Here is a 24,179-nt window from a genome sequence, read left to right on the forward strand (position 1 = left end):
ATACAATCGGTTTAATATGTTCTTTTCGGTTACAGCCAAGACGAACTTTAATTTTGTGATTTTACTTTTATTTTCTTCGGAGGTATATCAGAAGGCGACAACCCCTTGTCTGCCATTTTTCTAATTACCGTAGTTTCCATTTTTAATTTCATTAATGTAGAGCGACCATCTATCATTGCCGATCGCAACTCTTTCACTTCTTCGTTAAGTCTTGCTATTTCATGTACTTTACTATCTGCACTATGTGAGCTAGCAATCATTATGATTGCCAAAAAAGAAATAAACAAAATGAATCTCCAATTTTTAAACGAGTCATCGCTTATTAAAAAAGTTCCTCTGAGTACATTATAAATGTTTTTCTTCATTGTTTTTAGATACGCTCTGCAATTCTCAACTTAGCGCTTCGAGCTCTATTATTTACATCAATTTCTTCCTGTGTTGGAACAATAAGTTTTCCTATTTTTTTATACGGAACGCTTACATTTCCATACACATCTTTTTCTGGTTCACCTTCAAACATTCCGCTTCTCATATATCGTTTCACCAATCTATCTTCCAAAGAATGATATGATATCACACTTAAACGTCCTTCAGAAACTAACAATTCTGATGTTTGTTCCAAAAATGCTTTTAAAACCTCAATCTCTTGGTTTACCTCTATTCTAATAGCTTGGTAGATTTGGGCCAAAATTTTATTTTCCCTTCTCGGAGGGAGGTATCTTTTAATTACCTGCTTTAGTTGCTCGGTAGTTTTAATTTCTTCATTTTTTCGCTCTGCAACAATTGTTCTAGCCAAAAGTGGAGCTTGTCGCAACTCTCCATATTGCCAAAACACTTGACGCAATTGCTCCTCCTCATAATCATTAACGACATTAAAAGCAGACAAAGTATCCTCTTGATTCATTCTCATATCTAAATCTGCTTCAAAGCGTGTTGAAAATCCACGATCAGGAACATCAAATTGATGTGAAGACACTCCAAAATCAGCCAAAATTCCATTTACAGATTTTACACCATGAAATCTTAAAAATCGTTTAATATGTCTGAAATTTTCATTTATCAGTACAAATCGATCATCATCAATTTTATTTAAAAGAGCATCTTTATCTTGATCAAACGCAAACAACTTTCCTTCAGAACCTAAACGACTTAAAATTTCCTTGCTATGCCCGCCACCTCCAAATGTAACGTCAACGTACACTCCATTTTTAATAATATTTAAACCATCTACGGTTTCTTTAAGCAATACTGGATTATGATATTTCATTGTAATCATCATCTTGTCCCATTACTTCTTCAGCTAAATCTGCAAAATCTAAAGTTGCATCATTTATAGCTTGCTCATATTTGTTCTTATCCCAGATTTCAAGAATATCTATTGAAGAAGCTACTACCACATCTTTAGATATCTCTGAAAATGCAATTAAATCTTTCGGCACTAGTAAACGCCCAGAAGCATCAACCTCAACAAATTTCACTCCAGCCGTAAAACGACGGATAAAATCATTATTTTTCTTTTTAAATCGATTTAGCTTATTCACTTTCTGCATTAGCTTTTCCCATTCCTCCATTGGATATAACTCTAAACAAGGCTGAAATACTGCTCGTTTTAATACAAACCCATTTTGCATTACAGGAGACAACTGCTTCTTTAATGCAGAAGGAAGCATTAACCTCCCTTTAGCATCAGCTTTGCATTCATATGTTCCTATAAGTGAATTCACTCTCTAAAAATTTGTGTATTGTAACTGAATTCAAATCTAATAAAAATTATTGCACTTTTTACCACTTTTTACCACTTTGTTAATAAATTTATTGGAAAGACACAAAAAAACTCAGTAAAAACAACCTTATATAGGTTTTAATATTTAACATTCAATAATTTAACTCTCTTTATTTTTTAATTAACAGAACTCTTATACATAGATTTATTTTGATAAAATGAATAAAAATAAGTTGCAAAAAAAGAGAGTAAAAAAGATTGATTTGAGGATAAAAAATCGTTTTATTATGAAGCTATATTTTAACTTAAATAAAATGTGTAGATTTGCTTCGATTGAAACGACTAACTGATATATGGCGCATATTTTAAAAAAAGAAGGAGAATATAATTACATTGAAGCTGGGGAAGGCACGCCAATAATTATACTCCACGGATTAATGGGTGGCCTTAGTAATTTTAGTGCTGTTACCGATTTTTTTAGCACTAAAGGCTATAGAGTTATTATTCCAGAACTCCCTTTATATAATTTATCTTTATTAAAAACTAACGTCAAAAGCTTTGCTAAATATCTTAATGAATTTATTGAGTTTAAACAATTAAACGATGTCATTTTATTAGGAAACTCTTTGGGCGGACATATTGGGCTATATCACACTAAACATTATAGTGAAAAAGTAAAAGCTCTTGTAATCACAGGAAGTTCAGGCTTATATGAAAGCGCTATGGGTAGTAGTTATCCTAAAAGAAGTGATTACGAAGTCATTAAAAAGAAAGCACAAGATGTTTTTTACGATCCCGAAATTGCTACTAAGGAAATTGTAGACGAAGTTTATGAAACTGTTAATGACAGAAATAAATTAATAAGAACATTAACTATTGCAAAGAGTGCTATTAGACACAATATGTCTAAAGATCTTCCGAATATGCAAACACCTACTTGTATTATTTGGGGGAAAAATGATGTTGTAACTCCTCCTGAAGTTGCTGAAGAATTTAATCAATTACTCCCTGATTCCGATTTGTTTTGGATCGATAAATGTGGTCACGCAGCAATGATGGAGCATCCAGATACATTTAACCAAATTTTATTTGATTGGTTAAATAAGAGGAAGTTTTAAGTTTCTTAAATTATGCAAATTAAATCTGCAGAATTTGTAGTTAGTAATCAAGACGTTACTAAATGCCCTAGTAACAATATGCCTGAATATGCCTTTATTGGAAGGAGTAATGTAGGCAAGTCTTCTCTTATAAATATGCTTACCAGCCGCAAAAGTTTAGCAAAAACTTCCGGTAAACCAGGAAAGACACAACTTATCAACCATTTTTTAATTAACAAGAATTGGTTTTTAGTTGATCTACCAGGATATGGATATGCAAGAGTATCAAAATCATCAAAAAAAACATTTCAAAAATTTATCACTTCATATTTTGAGAAACGAGAACAATTAGTTTCTGCTTTTGTTTTGATAGATATTAGACATAAACCTCAACCCATTGATTTAAATTTTATGGAGTGGTTAGGCACAAATGGAGTTCCTTTTTCAATTATTTTCACCAAAGCAGATAAGTTAAAGCCTAAAGTTATTGAAAATTATATTGAATCTTATAAAGCTATTCTTCTTGAAACTTGGGAAGAAATGCCAAATCACTTTATTACTTCATCTTCCAAAATTATAGGTAAGGAAGAATTGTTAAATTATATAGAGTCAATTAACAACTCACTTTAATTTATCTAAAACTCGCATTATAGGCTTGCCTGTATTCGCATTAGGGAAACTAATTCCTAATAAAGCAGACATTGTAGGAGCTATATCTATAATTCTAGTTTTTTCCATTGTCTCTCCTGTTTTAATTCCTTTTCCAAAAAACAAAAGTGGCACATGAGTATCGTAATTAAAACCTGTACCATGGGAAGAACCTGTTGCTCTACCAGAACTAATATAAGCTGAGTTATTTACATACAGTACATCTCCTGAACGCTTTTGATTAAACCCATTTTGAAGTACTAATTCTATGCCACTAATAAAACTAGTGTTTATCATTGTTGTCGCTGTATATGCTTTGTCAACATTTTCATAATTAATAATCTCATTTACTATTGCTTCTTGTACATCTTCTAAATTTAATTTTAATTCCGACACCTTAGCTCTATTCAAGAATATTTGATTATAGCCTGCGCTAAAATTTTCTATTAAATCTGATGTTCCATATGCTTTTTGCATAAAAGCACTCAATTTTTCGGACATTGCTCTACTATCAACATAACCAGATGGAATTTTTATACTTTGCAAATATGACGGTACATTTACCGCACCGTGGTCGGCAGTTAAAAATACCGTATACTCACCCTTGCCTATTTTAGCATCTAAAAAATTAAATAAACGCTCTAAATCTTTATCTAACCGTATATATGCATCTTCTACTTCTTTAGAGTTCACTCCAAAATTATGCCCCACGTAATCTGTACTAGAATAACTTATAGTTAAAACATCTGTAATATTATCTAATCCTAGTTGCTCTCCTTCTATTGCAGCTAAAGTAAAATCTGTAGTTAAACTATTCCCATAGGGTGTTGTTTTTAAAATATCGAAACCATCGTTATCATCTTTCAAGGCCGCTAAATCATAAGGAAATGTAGCTTCTTTTTTTCCTTTAAACCCTCCTTCAAAATTATTTAAATCACTTCCACTTTCAATATAAGTTTCAATATCTAATAACGTGTTCCAAGGTTTTAAATAAGATTCTGTAGTTTTAGAATTATTAAAATCATTTACCCATTTAGGCAGTTCTTTCATATAAAATGTACTCGAAATCCATTTCCCTTCATCTCTTCCATGAAACCAATACGCTGCATTAGCTGTATGACCAGCTGCTAAAATCGCGCCTCGATCTTTAATAGCAATTCCAATAGACTTGCCCTTCATTTGTGTAAACAATCTGTTTTCATCTGCAAAAGTGGTTGTTTTCATCCTATGTGGAGACATTTGTCCAGCTCTACTTTGTGACCCTACAGAATTAACTGAATCATCACCTGCACAATAAACATTTGCTTTTATTTCTTTATCATACCAACTATTTCCTATTACACCATGATATTTTGGTGTTGTGCCTGTATAAATTGAAGCATGCCCTGGTCCTGTTGCCGTTGGAATATAGTTATAATGATTGTTTTTTAAATTAAATCCTTCATTAATCATACGCTTAAAACCTCCATTCCCATATTTATTATAAAAACGTGTTAAATAATCATAACGCATTTGATCCACAACTATTCCAACGACTAATTTAGGGCGAGAGTTATCATTCTCCCTTGAAGCACTCGCTGAATTATTGTGATTTTCACAAGACAAACAGGTTAATAAAACTATAAAGATCAACAATGGCTTTTTCATTCAAAAAGTTTTAAAAAATGTGTTTCCAAAAATACTCTTTTTTTTAAACTGGCTTCTTATTTTAAATAATCATTAAAATACTGAGAGTAATTTTATAATTTAGCCATAACTTAGATTTACTATGACGTATCTACATAATATTGGTCTTTATTTTTTAATGATAAAGCAAATCTTTCGAAAGCCAGTAAAATGGTCTGTAATGAAACCTCTTATTTTAAAAGATATTGATGATTTAGTGATTAGCTCTATTGGTATTGTCGCATTTATTTCATTTTTTGTAGGTGGTGTAATTGCCATTCAAACAGCTTTAAACATGTCAAGTCCAGTAATACCCGACAATCTCGTAGGATTTGCTACACGACAATCTATTGTATTAGAATTTGCACCAACATTTGTCTCCATAGTTATGGCAGGGAAAGTAGGATCTTTTATAACATCTAGTATTGGCACGATGCGTGTTACCGAACAAATTGATGTATTAGATGTAATGGGAGTTAATTCTATAAACTATCTGGTTTTCCCAAAACTTATTTCGTTAATGCTTTATCCTTTTTTAATATCTATAGGCATGTTCCTAGGTATTATCGGTGGTTTTACTGCTTGTTATTTTGGCGGTTTTGTGTCTACCCAAGATTATATTATTGGTGTACAATTAGACTTTATTCCATTTCATATTACATATGCTTTTATAAAAACATTCATTTTTGCTTTTGTTTTAGCAACCATTCCTTCTTTTCATGGTTATTATATGACAGGTGGCGCTTTAGAAGTAGGAAAAGCAAGTACTACTGCTTTTGTTTGGACTAGTGTTGTTATTATTCTTTTAAATTATGTATTAACCCAAATGTTATTAAGCTAATGATTGAAGTTAAAGATTTAAAAAAGTCATTCGGTAATACTCAAGTTTTAAAAGGGATAAGTGCTTCTTTTGAAATGGGAAAAACCAATCTTATTATTGGGCAAAGTGGTTCTGGAAAGACAGTGTTTTTAAAATGTTTACTAGGTCTTTTTGAATATGAACAAGGGAGTATTTCATACAACGGAAAAGTATTTTCAAGTTTATCTAGTGATGAAAAGCGAGAATTACGCTCAGATATAGGTATGGTATTTCAAGGCAGTGCTTTATTTGATTCTATGACTATAGCAAAAAACGTAATGTTTCCTTTACAAATGTTTACAAAACAGAGTAAAAGTGAAATGGAAGATCGCGTAAATTTTGTTTTAAAGCGTGTTAATTTAGATGGCGCTCATAATAAATATCCATCCGAAGCTTCTGGCGGAATGCAAAAACGTGCTGCAATTGCAAGAGCTATCGTAAATAATCCAAAATATTTATTTTGTGATGAACCTAATTCTGGATTAGACCCAAAAACTGCAATTGTTATTGATAACTTAATACAAGAAATCACAGATGAGTATCAAATAACTACTGTTATCAATTCTCATGATATGAACTCTGTAATGGAGATAGGTGAAAAAATTGTGTTTTTAAAAGATGGATTAAAAGCCTGGGAAGGCTCTAATAAAACCATTTTCAAAACAGATAATGAATCTGTTACTAATTTTGTGTACTCCTCTGAGTTATTTAAAAAAGTACGTCGAATGTACTTAGAAGAAAATCAATAATTAATTTCGCTTAATTACTATGGTATCTTCTTTAACCTCTTGTTTTAACCAGTCACTTAACTCCTTTTCTTTAACCAATTTAAGACTATCGTTTAATGATGCATTCCACTTTACATTAGCAACGCTCATTGTATCAATATTTATAAAATCTTTAGATTCCAACATTTTTGCATAGCTAAAATACTGAAGATCTGAAAAACGCACCTTGGCATCTCTTGCTAAATTAGTAAATGAAATACTATTAGCTTGATTATTATTTTGTTCAATCTGTTGATTAAGATTTGTAATTTCAGTTTGCAGGTTTTCAATTTGACTCTGTAATCCGGAAATAATATTATCTTTTTCACCAATTTCATCGATTGCACGATCATAGGCATCAGATATCTTATCGATACTTCTATTTTTATTGCCACTTATTTCTACCTCAAAATCTTTAATTTTGTCATATCGTTTGACTTCATTTCGTAAATCTGCTTCAGTCGCATCCGTAATTTCCCCATTAAAATACAACGTGATTTTTTTATCATCAGGATTTAAATTTCCGTTTTGAAACCACAATTCGTGATTAGATTCTATTTCATCTTTAACAAATTTGTTATAATCTTGTTCGTAGCCACTTAATTTTAAAACTGACAGAAAAGTCATTACTGCTGGCACCATAACAATTATTGCCAATAAAGATGCAAATCTAGCAGTACGTTTACGTTTAGCAGAATTAGCATATTTAAGCATTGGGAATCGTAATAACTTTAATACGATAAATGTTGCTAGTGCAATAAAAATAGTATTGATTGTGAATAGATACATTGCACCTCTGAAAAATGTCCAATTTCCTTCTGCTAATGCGTATCCTGCTGTACACAATGGAGGCATCAATGCCGTAGCTATAGCAACTCCAAAAATAACCGAAGCAATCGTTCCTTTTTTAGTTCTAGCAATGATAAGTGCTAAACCGCCAAAAAAAGCAATAAGTACATCTCGAATATCTGGTTTTGTTCTTCCTAATAATTCTGAGGTTTCTTGATTTAAAGGAAATAACCAAAAGAACAAAAATGCAGTAATTAAACTCAGTACAATCATTGTTGCTAAGTTTATTAATGATTTTTTTAAGGTATCGATATCATTAATTGCAATAGACATTCCGACCCCTAAAATAGGACCCATTAATGGAGAAATTAACATCGCTCCAATAACTACTGCTGTAGAGTTTGCGTTTAATCCCACTGAAGCTACAAAAATGGAACAAATTAATATCCAAGCTGTAGCGCCTTTAAATGGAATATCTCCTTTAATCGCTTCTATTGTAGCATCACGATCTGTATCATGACGAAAATCTAAAAGCTCGACCATAAAAGTTTTCATGCTTTCCCAAAGCCCTTTAGCATCTTCTTTTACAGCTTGCTTAGATTGTTCTACCGTTTGCTCTTTTGAAATCTCTTCATCAGAGAAATTAAATTTATTTTCTTCCATTAGTATGTAAAATGTTGGTCAATACACTTCAAAACACATTACCCGTAATGTTCTCCAAATTTATTTTTGACACTTTGAAGTACTTTTTTTATATCTTGTTCTTTTGTTTTAGGAAAGATAAGTAAAACTTCGTCTTTATCCACAATTATATAATCTTTCAAGCCATCAATCACCACAATTTTATCATTTTTGGTTCGAATCATATTACCTGAAGCATCTTCAATTAATGTTCTTGCATTTACTAAAGCATTTTTATGTTCATCTTTATCTAATTTATCATATAAGCTACCCCAAGTTCCTAAATCATTCCAATCAAATGTTGCTGGAAGCACGTATACATTTGATGATTTTTCCATGATTGCATAATCTATCGAGATGTTTTCGGCTTTACCATAATTATCTCTTATAAAATCGTCTTCTAAATCTGTATTGTATACTTCTATTCCTTTTTCAAAAAGTTGAAATAATTCTGGCTTCTGCTTTTGGAATGCATTAATTACATTAGTAATACTCCATATAAAAATCCCAGCATTCCACAGAAAATTTCCTTGCGTCAAAAATTCTTTAGCAGTTTCATAATTTGGTTTTTCTCGAAACTGTTCTACCGATTTTATAGTTTTCGCTGAGTTTTTATCATACTCAATATAACCATAACCCGTATTTGGAAATGTAGGTTGTATACCCAAAGTCATCAAGGCATCATTTCCTGAACAAAAATCAAAAGCTTGCTGTACATCTTGGGTAAAAGCAACTTCGTCTTCAATCCAATGATCACTGGGTGCTACAATCATTACTGCATCAGAGTTCTCTTTCTGTATTTTTAAAGCAGCATATAAAATACAAGGAGCTGTGTTTCGCATCGCAGGCTCCAAAACTACTTGCCGTTGTGTAATTCCTGGAAGTTGTTCAAACACTAAATCATTATAACGTTCATTAGTAAGGATAAAAATATTTTCTTCAGGAATTAGATTTGCTAAACGATTAAATGTTTTTTGAATGAGTGTATCACCTGTGCCCAACATATCATGAAATTGTTTTGGGAACTCTTGAGTACTCACAGGCCAAAATCGTGAACCTACTCCTCCTGCCATTAAAACGGCATAATAATTTTTATTCATTTATATTTTTATTCATTCATGCAAAAGTGAAGATTATTTATTAATCTAATAAATCCACTTCAGCATTTGGGTTAAACAAATACACTTTTCCTGTATCTATCTCAACACATTCGTATCGTTTCACTCTTTTGCCTCCTTTTTTAAACTCTCTTCCATTATACATCTTAAATCTACTTCCTAAAGGTACTTCAAAAATATAAGTTTTACCATTAGGCGCATCAAATTGCTTTAATGCTAATGCTAATTTAATATCAGTATCACTAGACGCCTTTGGGTTTTTAAAATGATTTGCTAATAGCGGAAGAAGATCATCCGTAAATATACTAGGGTGTATATATGGTAACATTAAATGTTGAAACGTACGTTTCCACTCTACTCCATGTGGCTTTATAAATCGCCCATAATTTTTATAGGCTTTTAAATGTGCTATTTCATGAATTAACGTGATTAAAAAACGATACTGATTTAAGTTAGAATTAATAGTTATTTGGTGTTTACCACTTGGTAATTTTTTATAGTCGCCATGTCGTGTTTTACGTTCTTGTTTTATTTTAACTATAACGTTTTCGTTTGCTAATAGCTGTAAAACACCTTCAATGGCTTGCTCTGGAATATAATTTTGAAGCGTCTCTTGCATTATCACAAAAATAAGTTTTATTTTCGGAAGAATTTCAATAGTAATGATTACAAAACCCACATTAATTTTAGATGAAATAAAGTGCAAGCAGAACATTAAAATGATGTCTGATAAAGCTAAGCGCCATCAAATCGATTTTCGTCCACATTTTAAAACCCATCAATCTTTAGAAATTGGGAGGTGGTTTAAAGCTGAAGGTGTAACAAAAATAACAGTATCATCTTTAGATATGGCTCAATATTTTGCTTCAGAATGGGATGACATTACTGTAGCATTTCCTATTAATATTTTAGAGATTGATACTATTAATGTGTTAGCAAAAAAAATAACGCTTAATATATTAATTGAATCTGAAACTACAGCTAATTTATTAGAACCTCAATTATTATATCCAGTAAACTTCTTTATAAAAATAAACGTTGGCAACAATAGAGCTGGTCTAGATCCTTCTAACACAGAAAGTATTGAATCTATTTTAAGCATCACTAAATCTAGCAGAAAGCTTAATTTTAAAGGTTTTTTAGGGCATGCAGGGCAAACTTATAAATGCCGCAACAAAACAGATATTTTAAATGAACACGAGAAATGCAAATCTATTTTAATAAGTTTAAAAACTAAGTTTGAATCTAGGTATCCTGATTTAAAATTATCTTTAGGAGACACACCTAGTTGTAGTTTATCTGAAGATTTTAAAGAGGTTGATGAATTACGTCCTGGAAATTTTGTTTTTTATGATCTCACTCAAAATTTAATAAGCTCTTGCAATGCACAACAAATTGCAGTAGCAATGGCTTGCCCTATTGTTGCCATTCATCCAGAAAAAAATGAAGTTATACTCTATGGGGGTGGCATCCATTTATCCAAAGATCGAATGACAGATAAAAACGGGGTTACAATCTTTGGTAAAATCATTGCAAAAACTAAAAACGGATGGGGAGATATATTACCCGAAGTATATGTGAAAAAATTATCTCAGGAACATGGAGTTGTTAGTGTTCCTAAAAGCTTAATGTCTAATTTTAAGATTGGTGATTACGCATTGGTGCTTCCAATACATTCTTGTATGTCTGCCAATTTAATGAAACACTATATTACAACAACAGGTAAGCAAATTAAAATGCATAATATCCATTTACAAGATTAGCATGATTGTTATAAAACGCGTTTTACCTATTATCGTAATCTCACAATTTTTCTGTACTTCTTTATGGTTTGCGGGTAATGCAGTAATGGCAGATCTTATTATAACATTTAATCTTAATAATAATACTCTAGCACATTTAACCTCAGCAGTTCAATTTGGGTTTATTTTCGGCACACTAATTTTCGCACTTTTTACTATATCTGATCGTTTTTCGCCATCACGCGTGTTCTTTGTATGCGCTATAGCTGGAGCTCTGTTTAATCTTGGTACAATTATAAATAGTAACAGCTTAATTACTTTATTAATTTATAGGTTTCTAACAGGTTTTTTCCTCGCAGGTATTTACCCTGTTGGAATGAAAATTGCTGCTGATTATTACAATAAAGGTCTTGGAAAATCACTTGGCTTTTTAGTAGGAGCTCTAGTATTAGGAACTGCATTTCCACATTTATTAAAAGGATTTACAGAAGAGCTTCCTTGGAAATTGGTTTTAATTTTCACTTCTAGTATTGCATTTATTGGTGGTTTATTAATGCTTATTTTTGTCCCCAATGGTCCTTATAGGACTTCCAGTCAAAAGCTCAATTTTAAAGCTTGGTTAAGTGTATTTAAAAGCACAAAATTTAGAGCTGCAGCTTTTGGTTATTTTGGACATATGTGGGAACTCTATACATTCTGGGCTTTCGTTCCTATAATTTTGGAAACTTATTTGATAATGTATCCAAATGCCAACCTCAACATTCCTTTATTATCTTTTATGATTATTGGCGTTGGTAGTATTGCTTGTATTATTGGAGGGTATGTTTCGCAATACTTTGGCGTTAAAAAAATTGCATTTATAGCACTATTTCTATCATGTACATGCTGTTTAATCTCCCCTTTAATGCTTAGATTAAATTCTAGTGTTATTTTTATATCATTTTTAATGTTTTGGGGGATGGTTGTCATTGCAGATTCGCCATTATTTTCAACTCTAGTAGCTCAAAATGCAGACTCAAAAACTAAAGGCACTGCTTTAACTATTGTAAATTGTATTGGATTTTCTATTACCATCATTAGCATTCAGTTTATAACTAATATAAGTTCTTTTTTAAACCCAAGATATATCTATCTATTTTTAGCAATTGGACCTATTTTAGGATTAATATCATTATTCTCAAAAAGAAACCTCAGGAATTAATTTGATTATTTTTATTCAACATCATATATTTAACATCTATGAGATTTACTACTAGATTTTTATATTTAGGATTATTCTTTTTTTTAAGTAATACGATACTCTCTCAAAACAAATTAGATACTCTGAAAGTACTTTTTGTTGGAAACAGCTATACGTATTATTCAGATTTACCTCAATTAACATCTCTTATTTCTAATCATACTAAAGTAAAATTAGTAACTAAAAGTAGTGTTACTGGTGGAGCTAATTTAAATCACCATTGGAATGGAGAGAGAGGGTTAAAAACTAAGGATATTATTAAAAGTGGCAATTTTGATATTGTGATATTACAAGAACAAAGTTTAGGTACTATTCAAAATGCAAATCGATTTTTAGGTGTTGTAAAAAAGTTTAGTACATTTATAAGGCAGCATGGCGCAAAACCTTATTTATATACCACCTGGGCAAGAGAAAAAAAACCTCAACAGCAAAAAACTATCACTAGAGTATACAAACAAGCTGCAAGAGACAACAATGCTGGTATTGTTTTAGCTGGTGAAGCCTGGGCTTTAGCTCGAAAACAAAACTCTAATATCGATTTATATATCGAAGATGGTAGTCACCCATCATCTTTAGGTGCTTTTTTAACAGCATGTCTATTTGTAAACACTATATCTAAAGAATTACCAAACGAGTTACCTAATAAATATAACATAACTAACGATTTAGGAGATATTATAGAAGCACGATATTATAACTCATCAGATATTTCTTTTTGTTTAAAGGTAGTTAAAGAAACAGAAAGATAGAGTTAGGTTAACTTCTATTAATAGACAAATAATTTATAATCTTTATTTTAAAGGTTTTACTATTATATTTAATCTTTTAAAAACAACCATTATGAATAAATATCTAATACTTATATTAAGGCTGGCAGTAGCAGTAATCTTAATTCAAACACTTCGGTTTAAATTTACTGCACATCCCGATAGTGTCTATATTTTTACACAAGTAGCCCTTGAACCTTATGGAAGAATTGGAATTGGAATTGTAGAATTAATTGCTGGAATATTAATTTTAATTCCAAGAACAGTATGGATTGGTGCTACATTAGCAATAGGAGTTTTAGGAGGCGCTATTTTTATGCATCTCACAAAACTTGGTATTGAAACAAATGGAGATAAAGGAGTATTATTTTATACTGCAGTTTTAACTTTTGTTTTAAGCGCAATTATTTTATGGATATATAGAAAAGATATTCCTTTTATTAATAAGAATAAATAACTACCTCAAATAGTATTATGGTTTTATAAGTAAAACCGTAATACTATCTTAGTTAATATCATTTCATTAAATTGCTTAACTATGAATCAAAAGCAATTGTACATCTATTTTTTAAGCTTATTATTAATTGGTTGTATTTCTAAACCAAAAACCAATGCAGAAAATTGGTGTAACCAAACTCTTAGAACTCAGTTTTCAGAATTAAAAGAGATTAAAACTTCAAGTGATTGGTTTAAAGTATACGAATTAGAAACCAATACTTATGCTATTGCCGAACCTTATAATTTTCAAGAAGTTATTTCTTATTTAATTATTGGTAATGAAAAAGCTGTTCTTTTTGATTCAGGAATGGGATTATCTTCTATCGCTAAGGTTGTAAAACAATTGACTGAACTTCCCATTATAGTTATTAATTCTCATACACATTACGATCATATAGGTGGTAATCATGAGTTCAAAAATATTCTAGCAATGAATACTGAATTCACTAAAGGGCGTTCTAAAAACGGATTATCACACAATATCGTAAAACATGAAGTCGCTAGTAATGCTTTTTGTAGCGAAAAACTCCCTGAGTTAGATGTTTTACAATATTATATTAACCCTTTCCCTATTTCGCAATTTATTGAAGATGGTTCTATAATCAATTTAGGGAATCGAAGCTTAGAAATAATTGCTGTTCCTGGGCACACAATCGATGCAATTGCATTACTAGATAAAACCAACGGATTACTTTGGACTGGTGATACTTTTTATGAAGGCCCTATCTGGTTGTTTGATGAAGGTACGGATTTAAGTGCTTATCAAAAAAGTATTGAAAAGCTTTCAGCATTAAGTCCTCATTTAAAAAAAGTATTCCCCGCACATAATACACCTGTAGCAAAACCAATACGATTAGTTGAATTAACAACTGCATTTAATCAAGTTATAACAGGAACTAAAATAGCAATAGAAACTGATAATGACACATATGCTTTATTTGAGTTTGAACATTTCTCATTTATGATACGTCGTAATCTTTTAGATTGAAGAATATGAATTCAAAAAGATCAAATAGAATTTTTTCTTTCATTCTAAAAAAATTAAAGATAATCACATCTATGCTTTCTAACTTACCCTTCTTTACGTAATACTTCTAAAGGTGGGCTATTAAGTACACTTTTACTATTTACTAATCCAATAAATAATACTAATGCTGTAATCCCTGGTAAAAACACTAAAAATGGAATAAGTGATGGAACAAAACTCACTTCAAATACAAAACTTGCTAGTAGTTGACTACTAATTAAAGACAATAAAATTCCGATACCGCTACCCAGTATTCCTAAATAAAAATATTCTAAAGCAGTAATTTGTAATATCTGTTTACTTTTAGCGCCAAGTGTTCGCAATAACACGCTTTCCTTTATGCGTTGATATTTACTTGTACGTACCGATCCTATCAACACAATTATTCCTGTAAGAATACTAAAGAAAGCCATAAAATTAATCACCCAAGAAATTTTATTTAAGATATCTTCAAGAATATTAAGTATCTGTCGTAAATCAATAATAGATACATTTGGAAATTTTTTAACTAGGTCACGTTGTAATTCTGCCGAAACAATCTCATCTGGTGCATACGTTGTTAGTACATGAAACTGTGGTGCATTTTCTAATACTCCTTTAGGGAATACAACCAGAAAATTCATCTGTGCACGTCCCCAATCGACTGTACGAATGCTTCCTATAATAGTTTTCATCAAAACGCCCTGTACATTAAATACAATTTCATCTCCTAACTCTACATTCGTGTCTTCTGCCAAGTTATCAGATATTGAAATTTCAATAGGTGCTCCTGGTTTAATTTCAGGAACCCAACTCCCTTCAGATAACACTTCAGAAGCTGTTAAAGAATCTCTATAAGTACTTCTAAATTCATGATTCAGTACCCATTCTCGTACCACCGACGTACTATCTTTTCGGATATCATTAGACAATACACCTTTAATACTATGCATTCGCATTGTAACGATCGACAGATTATCTATAACAGGTAATCCTTTTGGTGTAATACTATTAGCTACTGCTTCTTTTTGTGCTGTTTGCACATCCATTAAAATAATATTAGGGTCTTTAGTATTACTTTCTATAGACGTTCTGGACTGCAACATATCCTTTGTAAAATACAAAGTACTAATTAAAAACGTACCTAAGCCAATTGCCAAAATCAAAACCATCGTCTGATTGTTTGGCCTAAAGAGATTGAGTAAACTTTGACGTGCTGTAAACCCCCAAGATTTAGGAAAGAATTTTTTAATCGCTTTCATAAACAACGTTGCAACTCCTGCCAAAACAGAAAAGGTCACTACTACTGTAATCACAAACCCTAAAGCATATATCCCATTTTCTAATAACCAAAATGAAAATAGATAAATGAATAATAATACACTCCCAAAGGTTAAAAACCTTGCTCTCCTTGATTTTATTAAGTTCCCTTCTTGGACACGTAACACCTCTAAAGGCGATACATACCAAGTATTTAACAAAGGAAGCAAGGCAAACAATACTGACATAAACACACCTAATAAAAGTCCCATGATTATAGGTTGGATGGAAAATGAAATATCGACACTAAAAGGTAAAAACTCTTGTATAATTAGTGGGAATGATTGCTGAAGCCCAACACCTATAGCCGTCCCTATCAAACCTCCGATCAAGCCCATTCCAGCAATTTGTATCAGGTAAATTAAAAAAGTTTGCTTTCGGGTAGCTCCCATACATTTAAGTACAGCTACAGCACGTAACTTTTCTTTAATATAAATGTGCACAGAGCTTGCAATACCTACACAACCTAATAAGAGTGCGATAAATGCTACTAAGTTTAAAAATTTACTCACATTGCTATAACTGCGCCCTAAGCGCTGACTCGTTACTTTATGTGTATCTAAATCTGCATTTTCAGCATCCAAAATTGGATCTAAATTTTTATTTAGTGCATCGAGATCCATAGTTTCTGGAGCTACAAAAAAATACTGGTACTCTTTACGGCTTCCCACTTGTAACAATTCTGTTTTTTCAATAAAACGAAACGGAATTAAGACTGGTGGAGCTACTGAAGTAGAAATTGCTGAACTTCCAGGAACAGATTTTAATGCACCTATAATTGGTAAAGTCAGTTGTCCTATTTTAATAGAATCTCCAGGTTCTAACTCATATTGTAACATCATCGTAGCATCCACCAAAGCTCCTCCTTTTTCTTGATATTCTGCTGCTGCTGAAATTGGCTCTGTTTCTAAAGTACCATAAAATGGAAAGCCTCCTTCCATTCCTCGAACACGTACTAATTTAGCACCATCGTTTTTAGGAAAAGCTGCCATTGACGCAAAATTAACTTCAGAAGCATCAGCGCCACCAAGAGAATCTATTATCTCCTGCACACGCTCATTAGGCAATTGTCTGCTGTCAATAATAAAATCGGCTCCCATCAAGGCTTTAGATTGTTGCCCTATATTTTCTTTTAAATTCTCACTAAATGATTGGATGGAAACTACTGCTGCAATTCCAAGAATAATAGAAGCCATAAAAAGTAACAGACGTGCTGTACTTGCTTTACCATCTCGCCATGCCATTTTAAATAGCCACTTAGTCCCTGCTTTTGAAGTATATTTGCTCAAGATAATACAGTGCGTTCGTTAGTCAATATTTTTCCACCTTTTAAGCGAAGAATCTGCTGTGTTCTATTAGCTAAATCCAAATCGTGAGTGACGATTACTAAAGTTGTACCTGCTTCACGATTTAACTCAAAAAGTAACTGTATTACTTTTTCTCCTGTTTCTTCATCTAAATTCCCTGTAGGTTCATCAGCAAACAATATAGATGGTTGATTAGAAAACGCTCTTGCTAAAGCCACACGCTGTTGCTCTCCTCCCGAAAGTTGTGATGGGTAATGATGAAAGCGATCTGCCAAGCCAACCTTATCTAACAAATCCATCGCTATTTTAGAAGCATTTTTTGCGCCCTGTAATTCTAAAGGTACACTTACGTTTTCTAAAGCACTAAGTGTTGGTAATAATTGGAAGTTTTGAAAAATAAAACCAACTTCTTTATTACGCATTAAAGCGCGTTGATCTTCATTCATATCTTGTAGAGGCATTCCGCATAATTCAATAAGTCCAGAATTGGGTCTATCTAAACCCGCACAAAGCCCTAATAAGGTTGTTTTTCCACTTCCAGAAGGACCAACTATAGAGAAAGTTTCTCCTTTTTCAATTTCGAAAGAAATATCATTTAATACTGTTAATTTTTTAGAACCACTAGTATATGTTTTCTCTAGGTTATGAATCTTTAATATCTTTGACATAGTAATCATTTTGAACTCGCATTCAGTAATCTGAGCAAAGTAAAGAAATGATTTCAATTTTTACCTCTTAATATGACTCACACACTCTTAAAGTTTCGTTATTTTTTAGTTTTCATTCTATTTATCTCTTGTGGTGGTAATCCTTCTGAATCAAAAGAAGGTCAAATTGAAGATATTTCTGAAACAGAAAACAAAACAACTAACAAAACGATTTTGTTTTTTGGAGATAGTTTAACTGCTGGATATGGATTGGATGATGTAAATGACGCTTTCCCTGCATTAATACAAACCACTATAGATTCATTACAATTAAATTATACAGTGATTAATTCAGGATTGAGTGGTGAAACAACTTCTGGCGGAAGAAATCGTTTGAACTGGGTATTGAATCAGAGTATTGATATTTTTGTATTGGAATTAGGTGCAAATGATGGTTTAAGAGGTATTCCGTTAACCGAAACAAGGGATAATCTTCAAGTAATGATCGATCTTGTAAAAGAGAAAAATCCTGAAGTAAAAATTGTTATAGCTGGAATGCAACTCCCTCCTAATATGGGGCAAGACTACACAACAGAGTTTAGAAATATATTTCCAGAGATAGCAAAACAAAACGATGCATATTTAATACCTTTTTTACTCGAAAACGTAGGTGGTATTGCTGAGTTAAATCAAGCTGATGGTATCCACCCAACTATAGAAGGACAAAAAATTGTTGCTGCAAATGTTTGGAAAGTATTGAAAACTGCACTTAAAAAATAAATTAATACTATAAAAATTATTTATATTAAACCTTAGAAAAGTGTCCCCTTATAGAATTTGCGAGACGTCTTAATAATATAACATTTAAAAACTTAATATTATGAAAGAATTTATGATGATTTTCATTGGAGCCGATTACACAGATCTAGGACTTTCCCCTGAAGAGCTTCAAAGTCGTATGGGCAAGTGGTTTGCTTGGGGTGACAAAATGGAAAAAGCTGGTGTACTTCGTGGTGGTAATGCTTTAACTCCAAGTATAAGACGTGTTGTTGGAGAAAGTCGCACAGTAACAGATTTAACTTCTGCAGAGCTTAAAGAAATTGTTGGAGGCTATTATTTAGTAGCAGCTAAAGATTTTGATGCAGTACAGGAAATTGCACAAGATTTTCCGGATTATGATTTAGGAGGCACTGTAGAAATTAGAGAAATAATGGTATTCGATCAATAATGGAATCTAAATTCATAGACCATCTGTTCCGTTATCATAGCGGAAAGATGGTCTCTGTATTAACACGTATCTTTGGATTAGCACATCTTGAAATTATTGAAGATGCCATTCAAGACACTTTTATTAAAGCTAGTATTTCTTGGAGACATCAAAAACCCGATCATCCAGAAGCTTGGCTTACTCAAGCTGCAAAAAATAGAGTTTTAGATATTTTCAGAAAGCTAAATACTGAAAAAAAATACACGTCTCACATTCGGGGCACTAACGCCATTGCTATAAATGAATTATTTCTAGATACCGAAATTGAAGATGCCCAACTTAGAATGATTTTCACAGCTTGCCATCCTAAGTTAGATCCTAGAGATCGTATTTCGTTTGCATTAAAAACTGTTTCAGGATTTAGCATTAAAGAAATTTCCTCTGCCTTATTAACCAAAGAAGAAACTATAAAAAAACGTTTATCTAGAGCTCGAAAAACCATACAACATTCTAATCTAAAATTTAATATTCCTCAAGGTAAAGAATTACCTCAGAGGTTAGAGAGTGTTATGGAAGTGCTCTATTTAATTTTTAATGAAGGGTTTCATTCTAATAAAAAAGAAAAGTTAATCCGTAAAGAATTGTGTGGTGAAGCAATGCGTTTATGTCAAATGCTTTTAAAAAATGAACATACACGATTACCATCAAGCTATGCTTTATTTGCTTTAATGTGCTTCCATTCGGCACGTTTAAATACAAAAACAAATTCGGAAAATGAGCTTTTAGATTTAAAAACACAAGATAGAAGTCAATGGCATTTTCCTTTAATTGAATTAGGAAATACAATGATGACAAAAGCTGTATCAAAACAGGCTATATTTTCTCGTTATCATTACGAAGCTGCAATTGCTGCTGAACATATAAAAGCTTCACAATTTAAAGATACTAATTGGGATAAAATATTGCATTGGTATAAACAACTCCATACACTACAACCAATGCCTTCGCATTTATTAACTATGGCTGTAGTGTGCATGCAAAATAAGGATTATAAAACTGCAAAAAATTATCTAGATCAGCTTAATCCTAAGGATTTTGCACAACGTACTTATCTATATCACGGAACTTTAGCAGATTATTATAATGCCACTAATAATAAATCTCAAGCTATCCATTTTATTGATCTTGCTTTAGAAAGTGTCAATAATAATCTTGAAAAAGAATATCTACAGAAAAAGAGAGTTACGTTACTATTAAAAAATGAATCATAATCTCTTCAAAACTTTTACATACAAATACACTCCATTAATTATCTTTGAATTATATCAGAAAAAATTTAATGGAATCTATAAACGAATCAGAGTATACATTTTATATGCAGAAATGCATTGAGCTTGCATTAATTGCTAAACAACGTGGAGATACACCTGTAGGTTCTATTGTAGTAAAAAACGGTGAGATTATTGGAGAAGGTATTGAAGGTGGAAAAACAAAAAAAGACATCACTTATCATTCTGAGATTGAAGCCATACGTGATGCTAGAAAACGATTACATACTTCCGACCTTTCAGATTGTATATTAGTCTCAACTCATGAGCCATGTTTAATGTGTTCGTACACTTTAAGACACCACAAAATTAATGTATTAATTTTTTCACTTTCGGTTGGTGAAATTGGCGGATATAGTTCTAAATTTAAAATTTTAGAAGATGAATCAATATTAAAATGGGGAAACCCACCAAAGATTATTACTGGTATTTTAGAAAAAGAATGCAGAGCTTTACATCATTAATCAACATCACATCCTTATGAAATTAAGAATTTTAATTTTCTATTTTTTAGCAACAATACTTTTTAATTGTGAATATAAAGCTGCTTCTCCTCGTTTTAATCATGTAATGTTATATACTGATGATCTAGATGCCACCATTGATTTTTATACTACCGCTTTTGATATAAAAGTCACTAATCATTTAAAAAAAATAAAACGTACACAGAAAGATGGAAATGTTTATGAAAGTGAAATCAATATTGTTTTTTTAAAATTCCCTAATCAAGGTTTTGTTTATGAGATTGCAGAGATCCCTAATTTATCACAAACTGAAAACCCAGGATACAATGTGCTTCACCATGTAGGGATTGATGTAAAAAATATAGAAAGTGCTTCAGATAGAATTCTAAAAGCTGGTGGTATTATCTTAAGACCTCAAGAATTAGTAGAAGCTGAAGGTATTACTACTAAACACGCTTTTTTTAAAGGCCCAAATGGAGAGGCTATCGAATTGATGGAAGTTATTTCTGGTGCATTTTAAAAAGAAACACGCACTATAAAAATATAATGCGTGTTTACAATTTTTATTTTAAAGATTTAATTTTTTGAAATTGTTTCTATAAAACCTTTAACTTCCATAGGTTTTGAGAACATAGGATAAACGTGATCAATAACTTGTTTTTGCGCTTCTGCTCCTGCAGTTGCTACAGCATCAGTTAATGTTACTACTTTATAACCTTTATCATAAGCATCTGTCATTGTCGCGTTTACACATACATGTGATAAAAACCCACCTAAAATAACCGTATCAACACCATTACTTCTTAAAATATGATCTAAATCTGTTCCGCTAAAAGCACTTATACTACTCTTCCCTTCTACTATAATATCCTCTTCACGAACATCTATTTCATCATAAATTTTAGCACCCCAACTCCCTTTTTCAAAAGCATTAAAATCCTTTACAATTTTAAGTATTCCATAAGGTTCTTTTCCTATCTCAACATGATTTTTAGAAAATTGTATTGGCACAAAATAAACTGGAATATCTGCCGCTCTTGCTGCTTCTATAGCTTCATTTACATTGTTTTTAAAATTGTTGCCTTCCACAACATCATTTACCAGTCCGTTTAATTTTCCCTCTGGAGAAAGAAAATCATTCTGCGTTTCAATCAATACTAACGCTGTTCTTGTATTATCCATTATTTAATTATTATATTTATTTAAGCAAATGCTTAGTTATTTTCAAAAAAAATTATTTTAAAGAATTTATTACAGTATCTATATAGTTAGATAGTGCATTTTCATCCATTACTTTTACAATCACTTTTAATCCTTGGGTGCATCCTATAAGGTAAGTAGCCAATATATTTACATCCTTATTTTTAGGTATTTGTCCGTTAAGTTGTGCTTTAATGATAAGGTCATAAAAATAATCATGCAGCTGATTGTAAAATTGATTGAGGTATTCTTTTATTCTATCATTAGAGCCTCCAAAAGCCACAGTTGTATTAGTTAGCAAACATCCATTTTTTATACTTCCGTTTTTAACACGTTCTACAAATCGATTAAAAAACAATCGAATATCTTCTAAATCTCCTTTAGATTCTATTACAGATTTTAATACTCCTGTTTTAAGTTTATCTTCATAACAATTTAAGGTTTCCAAAAATAAAGATTCTTTATTTTTGAATTCTGAATAAATGCTATTCTGATTAATGCCCATCTCATTTTCAAGAATTCTAGATGTGGTATTTTCAAATCCATTTTTCCAGAAAGCCAACATTGCTTTTTCTAAAACATCTTCTCTGTTATATTTTTTTAATCTTCCCATTGACTTCAACAAAACTAAGCAAATGCTTATTTATAAAATCATAAATGGAACTAATTTTTTGTTAATTTAATTTTCATGCTTTAATATCTATAGAAATTCTATATATAAATGCCATATTAAATCAAAATTAAATTTTATTTTTACTCTCTAAAACTTAAAATTATGCAAACACTTACTCCTTTTCACCTTGCTGTACCAGTTCATAATTTAGACGAATGCAGAAAATTTTACAGAGATGTTTTAGGATGTAAGGAAGGTAGAAGTAGTAACCATTGGGTAGATTTCAATTTTTTTGGTCATCAATTTGTGATTCATTATCAAGAGAAAAGCGATGAAGCAGTAGCAACCAACCCTGTAGATGGCAAACATGTTCCTGTACCTCATTTTGGAGTGGTTTTACCTTGGGATGTTTTTGAAACTTTGGCTGAAGACTTAAAATCTAAAGAAATTGAGTTCATTATAGAACCCTATATTCGTTTTAAAGGCGAAGTTGGCGAACAAGCCACCATGTTTTTTAAAGACCCTTCTGACAATGCCATTGAGTTTAAAAGTTTTAAGGATATGAATATGATTTTTGCTAACTAAGAAAATTAATTAGCTTGAGATTGTCTAGCTTGTAATGTATTCTTTAGAAGCATAGCAATCGTCATAGGGCCAACGCCGCCAGGAACTGGAGTAATAAAATTCGTTTTTTGGCTTACACTTTCAAAATGTACATCTCCAGCTATACGATAACCTCTTTCTCTGGTATCATCTGGAACACGAGTAATACCCACGTCAATAATCGTTACGCCATCTTTTACCATATCTCCTGTTAAAAATTCAGCTATTCCTAAAGCAGCAACAATAATATCTGCTTCTTTTGTAATTGCAGACAAGTCCTTTGTACGGCTATGAGCAATCGTTACCGTAGCATTACCGGCCTTACGCTTTTGACTCATTAAAATACTCATCGGACGTCCTACAATATGACTACGACCAATAACCACAACATTTTTTCCAGAAGTTTCAACCTCATAACGCTCTAACAGTTCCATAATACCATAAGGCGTTGCTGGCAAAAATGTTGGCAAATCTAATGCCATTCGTCCAACATTTACAGGATGAAACCCATCAACATCTTTATTTGGGTCTACAGCCATTAACACTTTTTGTTCATCAATATGTTTAGGCAATGGTAATTGCACAATATATCCGTCGATGTCTGAATCTGCATTAAGTTCAGCAACTTTATTCAATAAAGTTTCCTCTGTAGTTTCTTCTGGAAGTGAAATTAATGTAGATTCAAAACCAACACGTTCGCAAGCGCGAACTTTACTCCCTACATATGTTAAGCTAGCTCCATCACTACCTACAATAACAGCTGCTAAGTGCGGTACTTTCTCACCTTTAGCTACTATTTTTTGTACTTCAACAGCAATTTCATCTTTAATATCGTTGCTAGTTTTTTTTCCGTCGAGTAAGGTCATAGTTGTTAGTTATTCGTTTCTAAT

The 24,179-nt window shown here is 31.7% G+C and carries 27 protein-coding genes; 15 read left to right on the forward strand and 12 right to left on the reverse strand.

The features are described from left to right. Nucleotides 1-47: 47 nt before the first annotated feature. The 3 genes from D1817_13760 to mraZ are packed head-to-tail and all read right to left on the reverse strand — an operon-like array spanning nucleotide 48 to nucleotide 1,724. The gene (locus D1817_13760; GenBank protein ID AXT20902.1) at nucleotides 48-365 is read right to left on the reverse strand and encodes an S-adenosyl-methyltransferase; all 318 of its coding nucleotides are present in this window, start codon (nucleotides 363-365) and stop codon (nucleotides 48-50) included. A 5-nt stretch (nucleotides 366-370) separates the two neighbouring features. Continuing rightward, a complete protein-coding gene (gene rsmH, locus D1817_13765; protein AXT20903.1) occupies nucleotides 371-1,279 on the reverse strand; it encodes a 16S rRNA (cytosine(1402)-N(4))-methyltransferase RsmH in 909 nt (302 codons plus the stop codon). Next, complete coding sequence (mraZ, locus tag D1817_13770; GenBank protein ID AXT20904.1) at nucleotides 1,254-1,724, reverse strand: division/cell wall cluster transcriptional repressor MraZ; 471 nt, start codon at nucleotides 1,722-1,724, stop codon at nucleotides 1,254-1,256. The genes rsmH and mraZ overlap by 26 nt, the downstream gene beginning before the upstream one ends. Before the next feature lie 352 nt (nucleotides 1,725-2,076). On the opposite strand from mraZ, the gene D1817_13775 reads away from it, so the two are divergent. Both D1817_13775 and D1817_13780 read left to right on the forward strand, forming a co-directional pair. Further along, nucleotides 2,077-2,841: an alpha/beta hydrolase gene (locus D1817_13775; protein ID AXT20905.1), complete on the forward strand. Its 765-nt coding sequence runs from the start codon at nucleotides 2,077-2,079 to the stop codon at nucleotides 2,839-2,841. A 12-nt stretch (nucleotides 2,842-2,853) separates the two neighbouring features. Continuing rightward, complete coding sequence (locus D1817_13780) at nucleotides 2,854-3,450, forward strand: YihA family ribosome biogenesis GTP-binding protein (GenBank protein AXT20906.1); 597 nt, start codon at nucleotides 2,854-2,856, stop codon at nucleotides 3,448-3,450. On the opposite strand, the gene D1817_13785 is transcribed toward D1817_13780, so the two are convergent. After that, nucleotides 3,442-5,115, reverse strand: coding sequence for an alkaline phosphatase family protein (locus D1817_13785; protein ID AXT20907.1), 1,674 nt, complete (start codon nucleotides 5,113-5,115; stop codon nucleotides 3,442-3,444). The genes D1817_13780 and D1817_13785 overlap by 9 nt on opposite strands. 121 nt (nucleotides 5,116-5,236) lie before the next feature. On the opposite strand from D1817_13785, the gene D1817_13790 reads away from it, so the two are divergent. Together D1817_13790 and D1817_13795 are read left to right on the forward strand one after the other, a co-directional pair. Beyond that, nucleotides 5,237-5,974: an ABC transporter permease gene (locus tag D1817_13790; GenBank protein AXT20908.1), complete on the forward strand. Its 738-nt coding sequence runs from the start codon at nucleotides 5,237-5,239 to the stop codon at nucleotides 5,972-5,974. Next, nucleotides 5,974-6,741 carry an ATP-binding cassette domain-containing protein gene (locus D1817_13795; protein AXT20909.1) on the forward strand — a complete coding sequence of 256 codons (768 nt, stop codon included), beginning with the start codon at nucleotides 5,974-5,976 and terminating at the stop codon, nucleotides 6,739-6,741. Before D1817_13790 ends, D1817_13795 begins: the two co-directional genes overlap by 1 nt. Here the strand turns inward: D1817_13795 and D1817_13800 are convergent, their stop codons facing one another. From D1817_13800 to D1817_13810, 3 genes are read right to left on the reverse strand one after another with little or no spacing between them, the layout of a single operon-like run. Next, a complete protein-coding gene (locus D1817_13800) occupies nucleotides 6,742-8,211 on the reverse strand; it encodes a DUF389 domain-containing protein (protein AXT20910.1) in 1,470 nt (489 codons plus the stop codon). A gap of 38 nt (nucleotides 8,212-8,249) precedes the next feature. Next, nucleotides 8,250-9,329: a mannose-1-phosphate guanylyltransferase gene (locus D1817_13805; protein AXT20911.1), complete on the reverse strand. Its 1,080-nt coding sequence runs from the start codon at nucleotides 9,327-9,329 to the stop codon at nucleotides 8,250-8,252. Nucleotides 9,330-9,369: 40 nt separating this feature from the next. Beyond that, nucleotides 9,370-9,966: a sprT domain-containing protein gene (locus tag D1817_13810; protein ID AXT20912.1), complete on the reverse strand. Its 597-nt coding sequence runs from the start codon at nucleotides 9,964-9,966 to the stop codon at nucleotides 9,370-9,372. A 43-nt stretch (nucleotides 9,967-10,009) separates the two neighbouring features. On the opposite strand from D1817_13810, the gene D1817_13815 reads away from it, so the two are divergent. The 5 genes from D1817_13815 to D1817_13835 all read left to right on the forward strand — a co-directional run bounded on the left by D1817_13815 (nucleotide 10,010) and on the right by D1817_13835 (nucleotide 14,582). Further along, a complete protein-coding gene (locus tag D1817_13815) occupies nucleotides 10,010-11,110 on the forward strand; it encodes an alanine racemase (protein ID AXT20913.1) in 1,101 nt (366 codons plus the stop codon). Nucleotide 11,111: 1 nt separating this feature from the next. Beyond that, nucleotides 11,112-12,290 (forward strand): MFS transporter, encoded by a 1,179-nt coding sequence (locus D1817_13820; protein ID AXT20914.1) that lies wholly within the window; start codon nucleotides 11,112-11,114, stop codon nucleotides 12,288-12,290. 38 nt (nucleotides 12,291-12,328) lie between these two features. Continuing rightward, complete coding sequence (locus D1817_13825; protein ID AXT20915.1) at nucleotides 12,329-13,078, forward strand: hypothetical protein; 750 nt, start codon at nucleotides 12,329-12,331, stop codon at nucleotides 13,076-13,078. Nucleotides 13,079-13,169: 91 nt separating this feature from the next. Continuing rightward, on the forward strand, nucleotides 13,170-13,553 hold the full coding sequence (locus D1817_13830) for a DoxX family membrane protein (GenBank protein AXT20916.1): 384 nt from the start codon (nucleotides 13,170-13,172) through the stop codon (nucleotides 13,551-13,553). 81 nt (nucleotides 13,554-13,634) lie between these two features. Then, complete coding sequence (locus D1817_13835) at nucleotides 13,635-14,582, forward strand: MBL fold metallo-hydrolase (protein ID AXT20917.1); 948 nt, start codon at nucleotides 13,635-13,637, stop codon at nucleotides 14,580-14,582. An 83-nt stretch (nucleotides 14,583-14,665) separates the two neighbouring features. Here D1817_13835 and D1817_13840 read toward each other — a convergent pair whose 3' ends face one another. Both D1817_13840 and D1817_13845 read right to left on the reverse strand, forming a co-directional pair. Further along, on the reverse strand, nucleotides 14,666-17,164 hold the full coding sequence (locus D1817_13840) for a hypothetical protein (protein AXT21294.1): 2,499 nt from the start codon (nucleotides 17,162-17,164) through the stop codon (nucleotides 14,666-14,668). 41 nt (nucleotides 17,165-17,205) lie between these two features. After that, nucleotides 17,206-17,895 (reverse strand): ABC transporter ATP-binding protein, encoded by a 690-nt coding sequence (locus D1817_13845; protein AXT21295.1) that lies wholly within the window; start codon nucleotides 17,893-17,895, stop codon nucleotides 17,206-17,208. A gap of 72 nt (nucleotides 17,896-17,967) precedes the next feature. Between D1817_13845 and D1817_13850 the strand changes: the two genes are divergently transcribed. The 5 genes from D1817_13850 (at nucleotide 17,968) to D1817_13870 (ending at nucleotide 21,393) form a co-directional block, all read left to right on the forward strand. Then, a complete protein-coding gene (locus D1817_13850) occupies nucleotides 17,968-18,654 on the forward strand; it encodes an arylesterase (GenBank protein AXT20918.1) in 687 nt (228 codons plus the stop codon). A gap of 100 nt (nucleotides 18,655-18,754) precedes the next feature. Continuing rightward, the gene (locus tag D1817_13855) at nucleotides 18,755-19,102 is read left to right on the forward strand and encodes a hypothetical protein (GenBank protein AXT20919.1); all 348 of its coding nucleotides are present in this window, start codon (nucleotides 18,755-18,757) and stop codon (nucleotides 19,100-19,102) included. Then, a complete protein-coding gene (locus D1817_13860) occupies nucleotides 19,102-20,352 on the forward strand; it encodes a sigma-70 family RNA polymerase sigma factor (protein ID AXT20920.1) in 1,251 nt (416 codons plus the stop codon). The genes D1817_13855 and D1817_13860 overlap by 1 nt, the downstream gene beginning before the upstream one ends. A gap of 68 nt (nucleotides 20,353-20,420) precedes the next feature. Beyond that, nucleotides 20,421-20,873, forward strand: coding sequence for a nucleoside deaminase (locus tag D1817_13865; GenBank protein AXT20921.1), 453 nt, complete (start codon nucleotides 20,421-20,423; stop codon nucleotides 20,871-20,873). Nucleotides 20,874-20,889: 16 nt separating this feature from the next. Then, nucleotides 20,890-21,393, forward strand: coding sequence for a hypothetical protein (locus tag D1817_13870; GenBank protein AXT20922.1), 504 nt, complete (start codon nucleotides 20,890-20,892; stop codon nucleotides 21,391-21,393). A 56-nt stretch (nucleotides 21,394-21,449) separates the two neighbouring features. On the opposite strand, the gene D1817_13875 is transcribed toward D1817_13870, so the two are convergent. Together D1817_13875 and D1817_13880 are read right to left on the reverse strand one after the other, a co-directional pair. Continuing rightward, on the reverse strand, nucleotides 21,450-22,055 hold the full coding sequence (locus tag D1817_13875; protein AXT20923.1) for a cysteine hydrolase: 606 nt from the start codon (nucleotides 22,053-22,055) through the stop codon (nucleotides 21,450-21,452). Nucleotides 22,056-22,107: 52 nt separating this feature from the next. After that, complete coding sequence (locus tag D1817_13880) at nucleotides 22,108-22,686, reverse strand: TetR/AcrR family transcriptional regulator (protein ID AXT20924.1); 579 nt, start codon at nucleotides 22,684-22,686, stop codon at nucleotides 22,108-22,110. Nucleotides 22,687-22,848: 162 nt separating this feature from the next. On the opposite strand from D1817_13880, the gene D1817_13885 reads away from it, so the two are divergent. Further along, nucleotides 22,849-23,271 carry a glyoxalase gene (locus D1817_13885; GenBank protein ID AXT20925.1) on the forward strand — a complete coding sequence of 141 codons (423 nt, stop codon included), beginning with the start codon at nucleotides 22,849-22,851 and terminating at the stop codon, nucleotides 23,269-23,271. A gap of 5 nt (nucleotides 23,272-23,276) precedes the next feature. On the opposite strand, the gene D1817_13890 is transcribed toward D1817_13885, so the two are convergent. After that, nucleotides 23,277-24,155, reverse strand: a complete 879-nt coding sequence (locus D1817_13890; GenBank protein AXT20926.1) for a bifunctional 5,10-methylene-tetrahydrofolate dehydrogenase/5,10-methylene-tetrahydrofolate cyclohydrolase — start codon at nucleotides 24,153-24,155, stop codon at nucleotides 23,277-23,279. Nucleotides 24,156-24,179 lie beyond the last annotated feature (24 nt).

It is taken from the genome of Flavobacteriaceae bacterium (genome assembly GCA_003443635.1).
Taxonomy (GTDB): domain Bacteria; phylum Bacteroidota; class Bacteroidia; order Flavobacteriales; family Flavobacteriaceae; genus AU392.

Excerpts from the sequence above, each read along its gene's own strand:
- D1817_13845 (AXT21295.1), bottom strand. The coding sequence starts at position 17,895 with ATGTCAAAGATATTAAAGATTCATAACCTAGAGAAAACATATACTAGT.
- D1817_13850 (AXT20918.1), top strand. The coding sequence starts at position 17,968 with ATGACTCACACACTCTTAAAGTTTCGTTATTTTTTAGTTTTCATTCTA.
- D1817_13890 (AXT20926.1), bottom strand. The coding sequence starts at position 24,155 with ATGACCTTACTCGACGGAAAAAAAACTAGCAACGATATTAAAGATGAA.
- D1817_13795 (AXT20909.1), top strand. The coding sequence starts at position 5,974 with ATGATTGAAGTTAAAGATTTAAAAAAGTCATTCGGTAATACTCAAGTT.
- D1817_13815 (AXT20913.1), top strand. The coding sequence starts at position 10,010 with ATGATTACAAAACCCACATTAATTTTAGATGAAATAAAGTGCAAGCAG.
- D1817_13885 (AXT20925.1), top strand. The coding sequence starts at position 22,849 with ATGCAAACACTTACTCCTTTTCACCTTGCTGTACCAGTTCATAATTTA.
- D1817_13820 (AXT20914.1), top strand. The coding sequence starts at position 11,112 with ATGATTGTTATAAAACGCGTTTTACCTATTATCGTAATCTCACAATTT.
- D1817_13775 (AXT20905.1), top strand. The coding sequence starts at position 2,077 with ATGGCGCATATTTTAAAAAAAGAAGGAGAATATAATTACATTGAAGCT.
- D1817_13800 (AXT20910.1), bottom strand. The coding sequence starts at position 8,211 with ATGGAAGAAAATAAATTTAATTTCTCTGATGAAGAGATTTCAAAAGAG.
- D1817_13790 (AXT20908.1), top strand. The coding sequence starts at position 5,237 with ATGACGTATCTACATAATATTGGTCTTTATTTTTTAATGATAAAGCAA.
- D1817_13870 (AXT20922.1), top strand. The coding sequence starts at position 20,890 with ATGAAATTAAGAATTTTAATTTTCTATTTTTTAGCAACAATACTTTTT.
- D1817_13785 (AXT20907.1), bottom strand. The coding sequence starts at position 5,115 with ATGAAAAAGCCATTGTTGATCTTTATAGTTTTATTAACCTGTTTGTCT.
- D1817_13875 (AXT20923.1), bottom strand. The coding sequence starts at position 22,055 with ATGGATAATACAAGAACAGCGTTAGTATTGATTGAAACGCAGAATGAT.
- D1817_13810 (AXT20912.1), bottom strand. The coding sequence starts at position 9,966 with ATGCAAGAGACGCTTCAAAATTATATTCCAGAGCAAGCCATTGAAGGT.
- D1817_13840 (AXT21294.1), bottom strand. The coding sequence starts at position 17,164 with ATGGCATGGCGAGATGGTAAAGCAAGTACAGCACGTCTGTTACTTTTT.
- D1817_13865 (AXT20921.1), top strand. The coding sequence starts at position 20,421 with ATGGAATCTATAAACGAATCAGAGTATACATTTTATATGCAGAAATGC.
- D1817_13760 (AXT20902.1), bottom strand. The coding sequence starts at position 365 with ATGAAGAAAAACATTTATAATGTACTCAGAGGAACTTTTTTAATAAGC.
- rsmH (AXT20903.1), bottom strand. The coding sequence starts at position 1,279 with ATGATGATTACAATGAAATATCATAATCCAGTATTGCTTAAAGAAACC.
- D1817_13830 (AXT20916.1), top strand. The coding sequence starts at position 13,170 with ATGAATAAATATCTAATACTTATATTAAGGCTGGCAGTAGCAGTAATC.
- D1817_13805 (AXT20911.1), bottom strand. The coding sequence starts at position 9,329 with ATGAATAAAAATTATTATGCCGTTTTAATGGCAGGAGGAGTAGGTTCA.
- D1817_13780 (AXT20906.1), top strand. The coding sequence starts at position 2,854 with ATGCAAATTAAATCTGCAGAATTTGTAGTTAGTAATCAAGACGTTACT.
- D1817_13880 (AXT20924.1), bottom strand. The coding sequence starts at position 22,686 with ATGGGAAGATTAAAAAAATATAACAGAGAAGATGTTTTAGAAAAAGCA.
- D1817_13825 (AXT20915.1), top strand. The coding sequence starts at position 12,329 with ATGAGATTTACTACTAGATTTTTATATTTAGGATTATTCTTTTTTTTA.
- D1817_13860 (AXT20920.1), top strand. The coding sequence starts at position 19,102 with ATGGAATCTAAATTCATAGACCATCTGTTCCGTTATCATAGCGGAAAG.
- D1817_13835 (AXT20917.1), top strand. The coding sequence starts at position 13,635 with ATGAATCAAAAGCAATTGTACATCTATTTTTTAAGCTTATTATTAATT.
- D1817_13855 (AXT20919.1), top strand. The coding sequence starts at position 18,755 with ATGAAAGAATTTATGATGATTTTCATTGGAGCCGATTACACAGATCTA.